Source organism: Streptomyces griseorubiginosus (assembly GCF_017614965.1).
GTDB lineage: Bacteria > Actinomycetota > Actinomycetes > Streptomycetales > Streptomycetaceae > Streptomyces > Streptomyces griseorubiginosus_B.
The window spans coordinates 16,134-30,088 of sequence record NZ_WVUG01000087.1 but is presented as its reverse complement, the minus strand read 5'-3'; the positions used below and the strand labels follow the sequence as shown (position 1 = coordinate 30,088).

Genomic DNA, 13,955 nt, shown 5'->3' with positions numbered 1-13,955 from the left:
GGCCGGGGGGCTGCTAGGGGACCCCGGACGAGCGACCGCGATCGTCATTCGATACTTTTGGGACCGTGGACAAGAAGAACGCCCTGCGCGCCGGCGCCCTGGCCGCCGGTACGACGCTGATGATGCTGCTCATGTCGTCCCCCGCGCTCGCGCTGACCCGCGACGACGGCGACGACCCCGGCAAGGGCCTGAGTGTCATCCAGACGCTGGGCCTCTATGTCGCGATCCCGCTCGGCCTGTTCGCGATCATCGCGGGCCTGGTGATCGTCCTGGACAAGTCCCACCCCAGCCACCGCGTGGCCAAGGCCGGCGCGGACAAGGCCAAGGCGAAGGCCTGACCCGACGCTTCACCGAGGGCGCCGGCCCGCCCCACCGCACCGCGGGCGCGGCCGGCGCCCTCGACGTGTTCTCACGCTTCACCGGCCCGCGCGCTCCAGTTGTCGAGGCGGCCCGTCATGCGCCCGTGGTGAGCATCAGCGTCGCCGAGAGCCGACGCGGCGAGAGGGTCTCGGTCACGCCGTGAAGTAGTGGCCCTCCTCCAGGTCCTCCAGCAGGCCCGGGCCCGTCGGGTCCCAGTTCAGCCACTTGCGGGTGAGGGTGTTGGACGCCGGTACGTCGAGGGGGACGATGTGGCCGAGCCAGCCGAAGTGGGCGTCCGCCTCCTCGGGGGCGATGGAGCGGACCGGCAGGTCCAGGTGGCGGCCGATGACGGCGGCGATGTCCCGGAAGGGGATGCCCTCGTCGCCGACCGCGTGCAGCCGGGAACCGGCCGGCGCCGACTCCAGGGCGAGCCGGACCAGACGGGCCGCGTCCGAGCGGTGCACGGCGGGCCAGCGGTTGGCGCCGTCGCCGACGTGGGCCGCGAAGCCCTTCTCGCGGGCGATCGCGATCAGCATCGAGACGAAGCCCTTGTCGCCGCGCCCGTGCACGGACGGCGAGAACCGGACGGCCGCCGACCGGACCCCGCGGTCGGCCAGTGCGACGGCCGCGTCCTCGTTCCGCGCCCGGATCGCACCGAACGACTCCGCCGGGGCCGTGTCCTCCTCGCTGGAGACCCTTCCGGGCTGCAGCAGGGCCGTACCCGAGGACATCACGAAGGGCTTGTCCGAGCCCTCCAGAGCGGCGCCGATCGTCTCGACGGCCCGCAGGTCGGCCGCGCACGCGGCGGCGAAGTCGAAGGTGCCGGAGAAATCGTGGATGAAGGCGAGGTGGGCGACGCCGTCGGCCGCGGCCGCCCCCGCGGCGAGGGAGTCGGGGTCGCCGAGATCCCCGCGGTGCACCTCGGCCCCGGCCGCGGTCAGCGCGGCGGCGGACGAGTCCGAGCGGGCCAGCCCGGTGACCCGGTGCCCGGCGTCGAGGAGTTCACGGACCACGGCGGAACCGATGAAACCGGTGGCGCCCGTGACGAATACACGCATGGTGCGGCCCTTCGTGAGGGGAGTGGGTGAGTGTGCCTCCATCCTCGGGAGGGGGCGGCGGCCGCGTCCAAAGCCTGTTCCGCATGGCGCAATACGGTTCGGGCATCACCACAGGTGAGTGGGGGAGTGTAGAGGTGAGTAGGGTGGAGGGATGGCTGACCTCGACCTCCGTCTGGTCCGGTACTTCACCGCCGTCGCCGAGCACCGCCACTTCGGGCGGGCCGCCGAGGCCCTGCACATCACCCAGCCGTCCCTGAGCCGGCAGATCGCGAGCCTGGAGCAGCAGGTCGGCGCCCGGCTGCTGGACCGCACTCCGCGCGGGACCCGGCTGACCGAGGCCGGCGAGGTGTTCCTGCCGCGCGCACGGGCGCTGCTGCGGTCCGCCGAGCAGGCCGCGGCCGAGGCCCGCGCCGCCGCCGAGCCGGGCCGGTTCACCGTCGGCTTCACCAGCGGAGTCATCGTCACCGCCGCCGTGCGCGAAATGCGGCGCCGGCACCCGGAGGCCGACGTACGCAGCCGCCACCTGCGCTGGGACGAGGCGCGCTCGGCGCTGCTGGAGCGCCGGGTGGACGTGGCGGTGGCCCGACTGCCCTTCGTCACCGACCAGTTGGACGTGACCGTCCTCTACGACGAGCCCCGGGCCGTGGTCGTCCCCGTCGATCACCGGCTGGCCGGGAAGGAGTCCGTCACCGTCGACGACATCGCGGACGAGCCGATGCCCCGGATCACCGGCGCCGACCCCGCCTGGGCGGCCTTCTGGCGACTGGAACCCCGCCCGGACGGCCGCCCGGTGCCCGAGGGCCCCGAGATCCAGGACCTGGAGGACAAGTTCGAGGTCGTCGCCGCCGGGGAGGCCCTGGTCGTCACGGCCTATCCGACCGGCATCCGGCTCCGCCCCGACCTCACCTCCGTCCCGCTGCACGGCGTGGAGCCCAGCCAGGTCGCCCTCGCCACCCGCGCCGGGGACCGCGGACGTCTGGTGACGGCCTTCCGGAAAGTCGCGCGGACGCACCTCACGCGCCCCGAGCAGGTATAGCGTCACACCGTCCCCGCGTGACGCAATCCCTCCCGGAGGTGCCCGTGGTCGCCGACGTCTGTGCGGTGTGTGGAAAGCCGCTGCCCGCCCGGGCCGGCCGCACCGGCCGCAGCTCCCTGTACTGCTCGGCGGCCTGCCGGCAGAAGGCGTACCGCAGGCGGCACGGGCCGGAGGAGACCGGGGTGGAGGGGCTGATCGAGGACCTGGCGCGCCAGGTGAAGGAGCTGGCGCCCACACCGCCCTCGGTCCTGTACTCGGGGGTGAGCGAGCTGTCGTCGTCCGTCGCCCGGCTGCGGCGGGTGGCGCGGGTGGCACGGGACACGGCGAAGGAATCCGTCACGCACGTCCCCGTGACGGAACCGGAGACCGGGCCCCGGCTCACCGGGTCCGGGCCCGCCGCCCTCACCGAGACCGACTTCGCCGCCCTCACCGAGGCCCACCGGCGTGAGATCCAGGTCCACTGCTACCGCATGACCGGCTCCCACGACGACGCCGAGGACCTGGTGCAGGAGACGTTCCTGCGGGCCTGGCGGGCCCGGGACGGCTTCGAGGGGCGGGCCGGCGCCCGCACCTGGCTGTACCGCATCGCCACCAACGCCTGCCTGGACTTCCAGCGCCGCACCGCACGCCGCCCGCAGCGCTACGAACCGATCCCCGGCATGAACCACGGCACCGGCGAGCCACCCGCCCGTATCACCTGGCTGCAGCCCTACCCGGACGACGAACTGCCCTCCGCCGAGGAGCAGCCGGAGGCCGCCGCGCTCTCCCGGGAGACCCTGGAACTGGTCTTCCTCGCCGCCCTCCAGCACCTCCCGCCCCGCCAGCGCGCGGTGCTGATCCTGCGGGACGTGCTGGGGCTGACCGCCGCCGAGACCGCCGAGGCCCTCGGCCTGACCGTGGCCTCCGCCAACAGCGCCCTGCAGCGCGCCCGCCCCACCCTGCGCGACCGGCTGCCCGGCCACCGCGCCGACTGGACGACGACCGAGCCCACCCCGGCCCAACGGGCCGTGCTGCAGCGGTACATGACCGCCGCCGAACAGCTCGACTTCGGGGCGATGACCGAGCTGCTGAGCGAGGACGTCACGCTCACCATGCCGCCGAACCCGTTCTGGTTCACCGGCCGCGACGCCCTCGTCGGCTTCCTGCGCCCCACCCTGGACCCGGCGTCCCCCATGTTCTTCGGCCACTGGCGCCACCTGCCCGCGCGCGCCAACGGCCAGCTCGCGGCGGGTGGTTACGTCCGCAGGCCCGGTACGAACGTCTACCGCGCGCAGGTCCTCGACGTGCTCCGCTTCGACGGCGACGACCGGATCGCCGAGATCACCTCCTTCGAACCGCACCTCTTCCCCGCCTTCGGTCTGCCCCTGCGTCTGTGACCGATGACCGCCAGGGCCCCGGCGCGTCCATATGACCGACACGAACGTCACGACCCGCAGGGAGAATCACCATGCTGCTCACCGACAAGACCGCGATCGTCTACGGCGCCGGCGGCTCGATCGGCGGTGCGGTGGCCCGCGCCTTCGCCGCCGAGGGGGCCCGCGTCCACCTCGTCGGACGGACCCGTAAGACACTGGAGGCGGTGGCCGCCGACATCGAGGACGCCGAGGTCGCCGTCGTGGACGCGCTGGACGAGGCGGCCGTCGAGGACCACCTGAACGGCGTCGGCTCCGTCGACGTCTCCTTCAACCTGGTCAGCCGCGGCGATGTGCAGGGCGCCCCGCTCACCGACATGCCGGTGGACGACTTCCTGCGGCCGGTGATCGACGGCACCCGTGCCAACTTCATCACCGCCCGCGCCGCCGGCCGCCGCATGGCCGAGCGCGGCTCCGGCGTCATCCTCACCCTCAACAGCGGCTCCGCGCACGGCAGTCCGATGATGGGCGGCACGGGACCCGCGGACGCCGCCACCGACACGCTCGTCCGCAACCTGGCGATCGAACTGGGCCCCCGCGGGGTGCGCGCCGTGGGCCTGTGGGCGGCCGGTGTCCCCGAGACCTTCACCGTCGAGAAGCTCTCCGCGGTCAACCCGGCGATCGACGAGGCCGCGGTCCAGGGCATCGTCACCAACCTCGCGACGATGCGCATGACCCGCCGCAACCCCACCCTCGCCGAGATCACCGCCACGGCCGCCTTCCTGGCCTCCGACCACGCGGCGGGCATCACCGGCACGTTCGTCAACGTGACGGGCGGCATGGTCGTGCGCTGAGGTCGGGGCTGAGGTCAGGCTGAGGGCATACGAAGGGGCGCCCGGCACGATGCCGGGCGCCCCCTGTCGTCGTACGCGGGACTAGGCGGCCGTGTCCGCCGCCTGCGCCTTCAGCGCCCGCTCCACGCCCGAGCGGGACTCGGAGACCAGACGGCGCAGGGCCGCGTTGGGCTCGGTCTCGGAGAGCCAGGTGTCCGTCTTGGCCAGGGTCTCCGGGGAGACCTGGATGGCGGGGTAGAGGCCGACGGCGATCTGCTGGGCCATCTCGTGCGAGCGGGAGGACCAGATGTCGTTGACCACCTCGAAGTACTTGTCCGTGTACGGGGCGAGCAGCTCGCGCTGGTCGGTCTGCACGAAGCCGGCGATGACCGCCTCCTGCACGGCGTTCGGCAGCTTGTCGGACTCGACGACCGACGCCCAGGCCTCCGCCTTGGCCTCCGCCGTCGGGCGGGCGGCACGGGCGGACGCCGCGTGGCGCTCGCCGGCCGCCGTCTTGTCCCGCTCGTACTCGCCGGCGATCTCCGCCTCGTCGAAACGGCCGACCGCGGCGAGGCGCTGCACCAGCGCCCAGCGCAGCTCCGTGTCGACGGCCAGGCCCTCGATCGTCTGCGAACCGTCCAGCAGGGACTCCAGCAGGTCCAGCTGCTCCGGCGTACGGGCCGTGGCCGCGAAGGCGCGGGCCCAGGCCAGCTGGTGGTCGCTGCCCGGCTCGGCGGAGCGGAGGTGGGCCAGCGTGGCGTCGGTCCAGCGGGTCAGCAGCGACTCGCGGGCGGCCGGGTCGGCGTACAGGTCCACGGCGAGCTTCACCTGGCGCTGCAGGGACTGCACGACACCGATGTCGGACTCCTTGCCGATGCCCGACAGGACCAGGGACAGGTAGTCGCGGGTGGCGAGTTCCGCGTCGCGGGTCATGTCCCAGGCCGAGGCCCAGCACAGGGCGCGGGGGAGGGAGGACTCGAAGTCGCCGAGGTGCTCGGTGACGAAGGCGAGGGACTGCTCGTCGAGGCGGACCTTGGCGTACGACAGGTCGTCGTCGTTGAGCAGGACGACGGCCGGACGGCGCCTGCCGGCCAGCTGCGGCACGGCCGTCAGCTCGCCGTCGACGTCCAGCTCCACGCGCTCGTCGCGCACCAGCTTGCCGCTCGCGTCGTCGAGTTCGTACAGGCCGATCGCGATGCGGTGCGGACGCAGGGTCGGCTCGCCCTTCGCGCCGGCCGGGAGCGCCGGGGCCTCCTGGCGGATCGCGAAGGAGGTGATGACGCCCTCGGCGTCCGTCTCGATCTCCGGGCGCAGGATGTTGATGCCGGCCGTCTGCAGCCACTTCTGCGACCAGGTGCCGAGGTCGCGCCCGGAGGTCTCCTCCAGCGCGCCCAGCAGGTCGGACAGCCGCGTGTTGCCGTACGCGTGGTTCTTGAAGTACGCCTGCACGCCCGCGAAGAACTCGTCCATGCCGACGTACGCCACGAGCTGCTTCAGGACGCTCGCGCCCTTGGCGTAGGTGATGCCGTCGAAGTTGACGAGGACGTCGTCGAGGTCACGGATCTCGGCCATGATCGGGTGGGTGGAGGGCAGCTGGTCCTGCCGGTACGCCCACGTCTTCATGGAGTTGGCGAAGGTCGTCCAGGAGTGCGGCCAGCGGGAGGCGGGGTGGTACGCCTGGCACGCGATGGACGTGTACGTGGCGAACGACTCGTTCAGCCACAGGTCGTTCCACCACTCCATGGTGACCAGGTCGCCGAACCACATGTGGGCCAGCTCGTGGAGGATGGTCTCGGCGCGCAGCTCGTACGACGCGTCGGTGACCTTGGAACGGAAGACGTACTGGTCGCGGATGGTCACCGCGCCCGCGTTCTCCATCGCGCCCGCGTTGAACTCCGGCACGAAGAGCTGGTCGTACTTCTTGAACGGGTACGCGTAGTCGAACTTCTCCTGGAACCACTCGAAGCCCTGCCGGGTGACCTCGAAGATCGCGTCCGAGTCGAGGAACTCGGCGAGCGAGGGCCGGCAGTAGATGCCCAGCGGCACGGACTGGCCGTCCTTCTCGTACACGCTGTGCACGGAGTGGTACGGGCCGACGATCAGCGCGGTGATGTAGCTGGAGATCCTCGGCGTCGGCTCGAAGACCCAGACGTCGTCCTTGGGCTCCGGGGTCGGGGAGTTGGAGATGACGGTCCAGCCGGTCGGCGCCTTCACCGTGAACTGGAAGGTGGCCTTCAGGTCGGGCTGCTCGAAGCTCGCGAAGACCCGGCGGGCGTCCGGCACCTCGAACTGGGTGTAGAGATAGGCCTGCTGGTCGACCGGGTCGACGAAGCGGTGCAGGCCCTCGCCGGTGTTGGTGTACGCGCAGTCCGCGACCACGCGGAGAACGTTGCGGCCCTCCAGCAGGCCCGGCAGCGCGATCCGGGAGTCCGCGAAGACCTCCGCCGGGTCGAGCGGGTCGCCGTTCAGGGTGACCTCGTGGACCGTGGGGGCGACCAGGTCGATGAAGGACTCGGAGCCGTTCTCGCTGACGTCGAAACGCACCGTCGTCACGGACCGGTACGTACCGCCCTCCTGCGCGCCGGAGAGGTCGAGATCGATCTCGTAGGACTCGACAGTGAGCAGCTGCGCCCGCTGCTGAGCCTCTTCGCGAGTCAGGTTTGTGCCAGGCACGCGTTCATCTCCTCGTATGTGTCGGTTCGGCGGTGCGGCCATCCTTCCATGAGTGGGGCGCGGATTGGGGTGGCTCGTGCGTTCCTACCTGTGGTAGCTTCGAGCGTATGAAGATCAGTGTGAGCCTGCCTCAGGAGGATGTCGAGTTCGTCGACGCGTACGCGGCCGAGAGAGCCGCGGAATCCCGGTCCGCCGTCATACATGCCGCTATCCAGCTGCTGCGGGAATCCGTCCTGGAGGACGAATATCTCGCGGCATGGGACGAGTGGTACGCGAGCGAGGATGCGGCACTGTGGGACCGGACGGCGGGGGATGGACTTTCCGATGAGGCGTGGTGACATCTACCTGGTCGATCTTGAGCCGGCCGTAGGGCATGGGGCCAACAAGAAGAGGCCGGCCGTCCTGGTGACGAACGACGCGGCGAACCGTATGGCCGACCGGGGGGGCCGTGGCGTACTGGCGGTGGTGCCCGTCACGTCCAACATCACCCAGGTGCGGACGTTCCAGGTCCTGCTGCACGCCGAGGACTGTGGACTGAAGCGGGACTCCAAGGCCCAGTGCGAGCAGATCCGGGCACTGGATCTGTCTCGGTTCGGGAACCGCATCGGGGTCGTACCGCCGCAGATCATGAAGGCCATCGACAGAGCGCTGCGGCAGCAACTGGCGCTCTGACCATGAAAGGGGGCGCCCACCGCAACCGGTGGGCGCCCCCTTCGTCGTACGGTACGGCCCGCTTACTCGCCGCCCAGCTCCGCCGCCACCAGCTCCGCGATCTGGACCGCGTTCAGCGCGGCGCCCTTGCGGAGGTTGTCGTTGGAGATGAACAGGGCGAGGCCGTTGTCGACGGTCTCGTCGCGGCGGATGCGGCCGACGTAGGAGGGGTCCTGACCGGCGGCCTGCAGGGGCGTCGGGATGTCCGACAGCTCGACCCCGGGGGCCTCGGCGAGCAGCTCCGTCGCGCGCTCGGGGGAGAGGGGGCGGGCGAAGCGGGCGTTGACCTGCAGGGAGTGGCCGGCGAAGACGGGGACGCGGACGCAGGTGCCGGAGACCTTGAGGTCGGGGATCTCCAGGATCTTGCGGGACTCGTTGCGGAGCTTCTGCTCCTCGTCGGTCTCGTTCAGGCCGTCGTCGACGAGGTTGCCGGCGAAGGGGAGCACGTTGAAGGCGATGGGGCGCTTGTAGACACCGGGCTCGGGGAAGTCGACCGCCGCGCCGTCGTGCGTCAGCTTGTCCGCGTCGGCGACCACCTTCTGCGCCTGGCCGTGCAGCTCGGCCACGCCCGCGAGACCGGAACCGGACACGGCCTGGTAGGTGGCGACGACCAGCGCCTCGAGGCCCGCCTCGGCGTGCAGCACCTTCAGGACCGGCATCGCGGCCATCGTGGTGCAGTTCGGGTTGGCGATGATGCCCTTGGGGCGGTGCGCGACGGCGTGCGGGTTCACCTCGGAGACGACCAGCGGAACCTCGGGGTCCTTGCGCCAGGCGGAGGAGTTGTCGATCACGACCGGGCCCTGCGAGGCGACCTTCTCGGCCAGCGCCTTCGAGGTCGCGCCGCCCGCGGAGAACAGCACGATGTCCAGGCCGGAGTAGTCCGCGCTCGCCGCGTCCTCCACCGTCACGCCGTCCAGCTCGGTCCCGGCGGAGCGGGCCGAGGCGAACAGGCGCAGCTCGGTGACCGGGAAGTTCCGTTCCTTGAGGATCCTGCGCATGACCGTGCCGACCTGACCGGTGGCTCCGACGATTCCGACCCTCACGGCGACTCCCTTACCTGTGATGCTTGTGTGTCTGCGGCTTTTCCATCATGCGGCCGACCCGGGTCCGCCTGTCCAATTCTTTGCGCACCATGCCCGAGGAGTGGGACGCCCGGCGGTGTGACGTACGCCTCCACGCGATTCCCCGAGATCCGGTCGAACGTTTCCGTGCGCTGCCGCGTCGTAGAGGAAACGCGGTGAGGGGGTGGCTTGTGCTGCGCAGAAAGGCCCGCCGTGCGCCGGAGGACGAGGATCCTCTGGACGCGGCTCAGGAACGCCGGGTGCGGGCGGTGCTCGCGCTGGGCGGGGTGCCGCAGGCGGACCTGCCGGACGGGGTGCAGCAGGTCCGCCTGCGGTTGCTGGAGCGCGCGGCGAAGGGGTACGAGGCCCCGCGCGACGTCTCCGCCTGGGCGGCGGTCGTCGCCTCCAACCTGGCCATGGACTGGCATCGCGCGAAGCGCCGCCAGGACCGGATCGGTGAGCGGCTGGCCTCCCTGCGCCAGCTGGAGCACCCCTCGGGCGAGGACACCAGCGTGCTCTCGCTGGCGGTGGCCCAGGGCCTCGACGAGCTCCCGGACTCCCAGCGCCAGGTCCTCGTCCTGCGCTTCTACGCCGACCTGCCGGTCCGTTCGATCGCCCAGGAGCTCGGTGTGCCGGAGGGCACGGTCAAGAGCAGGCTGCACACGGCGGTCCGGGCCCTGCGTGCCCGTCTGCACGAGGACGAGGTGGTGTGAGATGACCGCCGACGACCGGCACTACGACGGCGGCGACGCGCTGATGGCCGCGATCACCGGCGAGCGGCTCCCCGAGGACGCCGACGCCGCCCTCCTCGCCGAGCACCGCCGCGCCGCGGCCGATGTGGCGCTGCTGCGGGAACAGCTCGGGATCATCGGGGACGCGCTGGCCGGGGAGCAGGCACGGCCACGGCCGGCGGCCGCACCGCCACGGCCGACGCGCAACCGGCGTGCGGTGCGCGGGTTCGCCTTCGCGGGCCTCGCGGTGGCGGCCGTCGCGGGCGTGCTCTCGGGAATGATCTGGCTGCTGGGACAGGCGTCCGGGGGCGGGGTGAACTCCATGTCGGGCGGCAGCGCCGACTCCGGCGCCAAGTCGGCGGAGTCCGCGGCCCGCTCCCCTCTCGCCAGCCCCGAGTACCTCGCCTGCTCGCGGCTCGTCGCCGAGGGCACGGTCACCGCGGCCGGACCGGCCCCCGCGGCCGCCGGCCAGGACCGGATCACCCTGCGCGTGACCCGCGCGTACAAACCGGCGACCAACCGGCCGGAGAACACCGGGCAGGAGCTCACCTTCGTGGTCGCCGAGAGCGTGGCCGGCCAGGCCCTGCACCGGGGCGACCACATCCTGGTCGCCTTCCCGCGCCGCTCGGCCACCCCGGACCAGGTCCTGGTCGGGGAGGCGGCCATCGCCCCCGAACGCGCCGGGCTCGAACAGGCCGTGCGCGAGGCAGCCGGTACGACCTGCGAATGAGCAAGGGCGGGCGCCCGTACGGACGCCCGCCCTCATCGCCGTACCACCGGCTACGGCGTGACCTTCTCGATCTTCACGCTGCCGGTGCCCGCGACCGTGCCGCGGGCGTTCACCAGCTGCACCTGGCCGAAGAACTCCCGGCCCTCCGGAGCGGCCGCCGCCGCGGTGACGCTCGCGGAGACGGTCGCCGAGGCGCCCGTGCCGAGCTTCACCGGCGCCGCCTGGTCGACGGTGACGGTGCCCAGGGACGCGGAGAAGAAGACGTCCCGGTAGTCGTAAGCCGTCGAGCCGGACGGCACCGAGTAGCCCGCGACCTCGATGGTGTAGGTGCCGGCGGCGGGCGAGGCGACGGAGACCGCCTCCTCCGAGTCGCCGTCGGCGGACTGGCCGACGACCGTGCCGGCCGCGTTCTTCACCGTCAGGTCGAGGTCGGCGGCCGCGTCGGAGACGTTGCCGATCGCCACGTCCAGGGACTTGGCGCCCTCGGGCACCACGACCGTGGTGGTCTGCGTCTCGCCCTGCTTGATCGTCGGCCGGGCCGTCTTGGAGGAGCCGAGCGGGCCGCCCACCAGGTGGCCGTCGATCGCGGCGAGCTTGTTGGTGACCTTCCAGGAGGCGGCCGCCGGGGTGCCCACCTTCGCCTCGGGCACGGTCACCGTCTCCGGGTCGAAGGCGGCGCCGTAGACGGCGGCGTCGAGCTTGTAGGGGTTGTCGAGCAGCGGCGAGGTGCGGCGCGCCTCGACCTCGATCTCCCAGACGCCCGGCTGCGGGTCGGCGTACGAGCGCACGTCGGGCTTACAGCCGTTGCCGTCGAGGTAGTTGTTGTAGCAGTACGGCGTGGAGGTGTTGTCGACCGGGACGCCGTAGGGGTGGATCGCGATGAACCGCGTCTGGCTCACGCCCTTCAGCCCGCCGATCGCCACCTCCAGCGACGTGGCGCCCTCCGGGACGGTCACGAAGTACGAGCGCGTGCTGTTGCGCTGCACGGAGTCGGACGCGGAGTAGGTGTACTTCACCGGCGTCGAGACCACGACCGTGGTGAGGATCTGCTTGTCGACGCCCTCGGTGCTCGGGTCGTCCACGGTGAGGATCGCGCTCTTCAGACCCGCCGAGCGGGGGCTTGCCTGCACCTTCACCGTCACCGGCTGGTTCAGCGGCAGCCTCACCCAGTCCTTGCCGAGGATCCTGAAGGTGTCACCCGCGTTGTTCTCGAACCGCAGCCGGTGCCACTGCGCCTTCTCCGAGCCGGAGGTGCGGGTGATGGTGACGTCGTACGTCTTCTTCTGCCCGGCCTTCAGACCGCTCTCGCGGTCGTAGAGGCCGGTGCCGTAGCCGGGGGTCTTCAGCAGCTGGTCGATCGCGGTGTCGACCGGCGCCTTGACGGTGTAGTCGTGGGCGGTGGCGCCGTCGCGGACGGCGTCCCAGGCGTCGACCACGTCGATCAGGCCCGCGCCCTCCTCGTACGCCTGAACGCCCTTGATGTGCTTGGCCGTCGAGGTCAGGGCCGTACGCAGGTCGGCGGGGCTCAGCGTGATGTGCTTCTGCTTGGCGGCGCTCAGCAGCAGCGCGGTGGCGCCGGTGGCCTGCGGGGAGGCCATCGAGGTGCCCTGCAGCATGGAGTAGCCGGCCGGCAGCGGGTAGCCCGCCTCGGCGACCGGGGCGCCCGGCAGCCAGGTCTGGGTGGTGTTGATGGCGGCGCCCGGCGCGGACAGGGTCGGCGTGAAGCCGCCGTCCTCGCGCGGACCGCGGGAGGAGAAGGGCATCATCGCGTACTTCTTCTCGACGACCGAGCCGTAGTTGGCCGCCCAGGTCTCCTTGGAGATGGTCGCGCCGACGGAGATCACCTTGTCGGCGAGGCCCGGGTCGCCGATGGTGTTGGCGCCGGGGCCGGAGTTGCCGGCGGAGATCACCAGCTGCACGCCGTAGGTGTCGATGAGCCGGGTGTACAGCTCCGCACGGGCGTTGTTGCCGTCGTTGAGGGCCGGGAGGCCGCCGATCGACATGTTGACGATGTCGACACCGCGGTTGACGACCAGGTCGATCATGCCCTCGGTGAGCGCGACGTTGGTGCAGCCGCCGCTCCAGGTGCAGGCCCGGGAGGAGACGATCTTCGCGCCGGGCGCGGCGCCGTTCATCCGCCCGCCGAACAGGCCGTTGGCGGCGGTGATGCCGGCCACGTGCGTGCCGTGCTCGGACTCGATGACGCCGATGTTGACGAAGTCGGCCTTCGCGCCGGAGGAGTTGTAGACGACGTCCTTGCGGATCTCGACCACGAACGGCTGCCGCTCCACCACGTCGGTCTTCGGGTCGTCGGTCCCGAAGTAGCCGACCTGGAAGCCGTCCTTGTACGGCTTCATGGGAGTGTCGTCGCTGAAGTCGAAGTTGTTGTTGAGGTCGACGCGGACCGTCCCGGCGGCAGCGTCGTACAGGACGCCCCACTTGTCGGTGGTGTCGCCGTCCCGGTTGGCGTCGCCCTTGGCGTCGCCGCCCGCGGTCGCGGCCTCGCTGAAGGTGCTGATCTGGTACGACCCGGCGGGCGCCGTCCAGGTGCGGCCGCCGTAGGTGAAGGCCGGCCCGGACACCGAGGTGAGCATCGGCCGCCAGGTGGCGTCGCCGTCGACGATCGGGTCGGTGGCCGTCACCCAGTCGACGATCTTCCGCTCGCCGGTGGTGGTCTTCTGCAGCGCCGGGTGACCGAGGTCGACACCGGAGTCCAGGATGCCGATGGTGACACCGCGGCCGTCCGCCTTCGGGTGCTGCTTCACGAAGTCGACGGCGCCCGTCTCGAAGGACGGGTTGTACGGGTTGCGCGCCGGCGTGTTCTTGTCCGGCGCCGGGTAACTCGCCTTACCGGTGGCCGACTTGGCGCCGCTCGTGACGCTCGGGTCGTCCAGGGGTATCTCCGCGCGCAGGTCGATGCCGTGCACGGAGGACAGCTTCGCGGCGGCCGCGATGGCGGAGTCCGCCTTCGAGGTGGGGACGGTGGCGCGGACGTAGCCGAGCTTGTCGTAGGTGCGGCCCACGATGCCGCCCTTGACCGCGTCCAGCTTCTGGGTGACCTGCTCGGTCTGTCCCGGCGCGGTGGCGATCATCATCGTGACGTTCTTGTCGCCGTCGGCCTTGGCCTCGGCGAGCCGGTCCGCGTCGTCGGAACCGAGCTTGTCGTGCGCGGACTTGACGGCGGTGTCCGTCGGCGCGGTGCCGGACGGACCGTCGGCGGAGAAGGCCAGGGGTATCGGCCCGGCCGCGGAGAGCGCGGCGACGAGACCGGCGGCCACGGCTATTCGGGCCGCGGGTCTGACGGGGAGCAAGGTCATCGGCATCCCTTACAGGTGAGGAAGTCCAGTGCCGGACGAGCGGCCAGCTTTACCCAAGGGGAGGTTGTTTGGGAAGTGTTGACCGGCGCGATA

12 protein-coding genes are annotated in these 13,955 nt (G+C 71.5%); 8 read left to right on the top strand and 4 right to left on the bottom strand.

The features are described 5' to 3' along the window. The first annotated feature begins 65 nt into the window (after window positions 1-65). Window positions 66-338 carry a hypothetical protein gene (locus GRC12_RS18400; RefSeq protein WP_208780389.1) on the top strand — a complete coding sequence of 91 codons (273 nt, stop codon included), beginning with the start codon at window positions 66-68 and terminating at the stop codon, window positions 336-338. A gap of 174 nt (window positions 339-512) precedes the next feature. Here the strand turns inward: GRC12_RS18400 and GRC12_RS18395 are convergent, their stop codons facing one another. Further along, the gene (locus GRC12_RS18395; RefSeq protein ID WP_208780388.1) at window positions 513-1,418 is read right to left on the bottom strand and encodes an SDR family oxidoreductase; all 906 of its coding nucleotides are present in this window, start codon (window positions 1,416-1,418) and stop codon (window positions 513-515) included. Between the two features lie 151 nt (window positions 1,419-1,569). Here GRC12_RS18395 and GRC12_RS18390 point away from each other — a divergent pair, with 151 nt between their 5' ends. The 3 genes from GRC12_RS18390 (at window position 1,570) to GRC12_RS18380 (ending at window position 4,660) form a co-directional block, all read left to right on the top strand. Beyond that, window positions 1,570-2,454, top strand: coding sequence for a LysR family transcriptional regulator (locus GRC12_RS18390; RefSeq protein WP_208780387.1), 885 nt, complete (start codon window positions 1,570-1,572; stop codon window positions 2,452-2,454). Window positions 2,455-2,498: 44 nt separating this feature from the next. Then, window positions 2,499-3,830, top strand: coding sequence for a sigma-70 family RNA polymerase sigma factor (locus GRC12_RS18385; RefSeq protein ID WP_208780391.1), 1,332 nt, complete (start codon window positions 2,499-2,501; stop codon window positions 3,828-3,830). A gap of 71 nt (window positions 3,831-3,901) precedes the next feature. Continuing rightward, window positions 3,902-4,660: an SDR family NAD(P)-dependent oxidoreductase gene (locus GRC12_RS18380; RefSeq protein ID WP_208780386.1), complete on the top strand. Its 759-nt coding sequence runs from the start codon at window positions 3,902-3,904 to the stop codon at window positions 4,658-4,660. Between the two features lie 81 nt (window positions 4,661-4,741). Here the strand turns inward: GRC12_RS18380 and pepN are convergent, their stop codons facing one another. Further along, window positions 4,742-7,312, bottom strand: coding sequence for an aminopeptidase N (gene pepN, locus GRC12_RS18375; protein ID WP_208780385.1), 2,571 nt, complete (start codon window positions 7,310-7,312; stop codon window positions 4,742-4,744). A 107-nt stretch (window positions 7,313-7,419) separates the two neighbouring features. On the opposite strand from pepN, the gene GRC12_RS18370 reads away from it, so the two are divergent. Beyond that, window positions 7,420-7,650, top strand: coding sequence for a ribbon-helix-helix domain-containing protein (locus GRC12_RS18370; protein ID WP_208780384.1), 231 nt, complete (start codon window positions 7,420-7,422; stop codon window positions 7,648-7,650). Further along, a complete protein-coding gene (locus tag GRC12_RS18365; RefSeq protein WP_208780383.1) occupies window positions 7,637-7,984 on the top strand; it encodes a type II toxin-antitoxin system PemK/MazF family toxin in 348 nt (115 codons plus the stop codon). The genes GRC12_RS18370 and GRC12_RS18365 overlap by 14 nt, the downstream gene beginning before the upstream one ends. Before the next feature lie 62 nt (window positions 7,985-8,046). On the opposite strand, the gene GRC12_RS18360 is transcribed toward GRC12_RS18365, so the two are convergent. Continuing rightward, window positions 8,047-9,066 (bottom strand): aspartate-semialdehyde dehydrogenase, encoded by a 1,020-nt coding sequence (locus GRC12_RS18360; protein ID WP_208780382.1) that lies wholly within the window; start codon window positions 9,064-9,066, stop codon window positions 8,047-8,049. Window positions 9,067-9,275: 209 nt separating this feature from the next. On the opposite strand from GRC12_RS18360, the gene GRC12_RS18355 reads away from it, so the two are divergent. Both GRC12_RS18355 and GRC12_RS18350 read left to right on the top strand, forming a co-directional pair. Next, window positions 9,276-9,797: a sigma-70 family RNA polymerase sigma factor gene (locus GRC12_RS18355; protein WP_208780390.1), complete on the top strand. Its 522-nt coding sequence runs from the start codon at window positions 9,276-9,278 to the stop codon at window positions 9,795-9,797. A 1-nt stretch (window position 9,798) separates the two neighbouring features. Continuing rightward, on the top strand, window positions 9,799-10,545 hold the full coding sequence (locus GRC12_RS18350) for a hypothetical protein (RefSeq protein WP_208780381.1): 747 nt from the start codon (window positions 9,799-9,801) through the stop codon (window positions 10,543-10,545). A 50-nt stretch (window positions 10,546-10,595) separates the two neighbouring features. Here the strand turns inward: GRC12_RS18350 and GRC12_RS18345 are convergent, their stop codons facing one another. Then, the gene (locus GRC12_RS18345; RefSeq protein WP_439959894.1) at window positions 10,596-13,862 is read right to left on the bottom strand and encodes a S8 family serine peptidase; all 3,267 of its coding nucleotides are present in this window, start codon (window positions 13,860-13,862) and stop codon (window positions 10,596-10,598) included. Between the last annotated feature and the right edge of the window lie 93 nt (window positions 13,863-13,955).

Excerpts from the sequence above, each read along its gene's own strand:
- GRC12_RS18395 (WP_208780388.1), bottom strand. The coding sequence starts at position 1,418 with ATGCGTGTATTCGTCACGGGCGCCACCGGTTTCATCGGTTCCGCCGTG.
- GRC12_RS18390 (WP_208780387.1), top strand. The coding sequence starts at position 1,570 with ATGGCTGACCTCGACCTCCGTCTGGTCCGGTACTTCACCGCCGTCGCC.
- GRC12_RS18380 (WP_208780386.1), top strand. The coding sequence starts at position 3,902 with ATGCTGCTCACCGACAAGACCGCGATCGTCTACGGCGCCGGCGGCTCG.
- GRC12_RS18370 (WP_208780384.1), top strand. The coding sequence starts at position 7,420 with ATGAAGATCAGTGTGAGCCTGCCTCAGGAGGATGTCGAGTTCGTCGAC.
- GRC12_RS18365 (WP_208780383.1), top strand. The coding sequence starts at position 7,637 with ATGAGGCGTGGTGACATCTACCTGGTCGATCTTGAGCCGGCCGTAGGG.
- GRC12_RS18350 (WP_208780381.1), top strand. The coding sequence starts at position 9,799 with ATGACCGCCGACGACCGGCACTACGACGGCGGCGACGCGCTGATGGCC.
- GRC12_RS18345 (WP_439959894.1), bottom strand. The coding sequence starts at position 13,862 with ATGACCTTGCTCCCCGTCAGACCCGCGGCCCGAATAGCCGTGGCCGCC.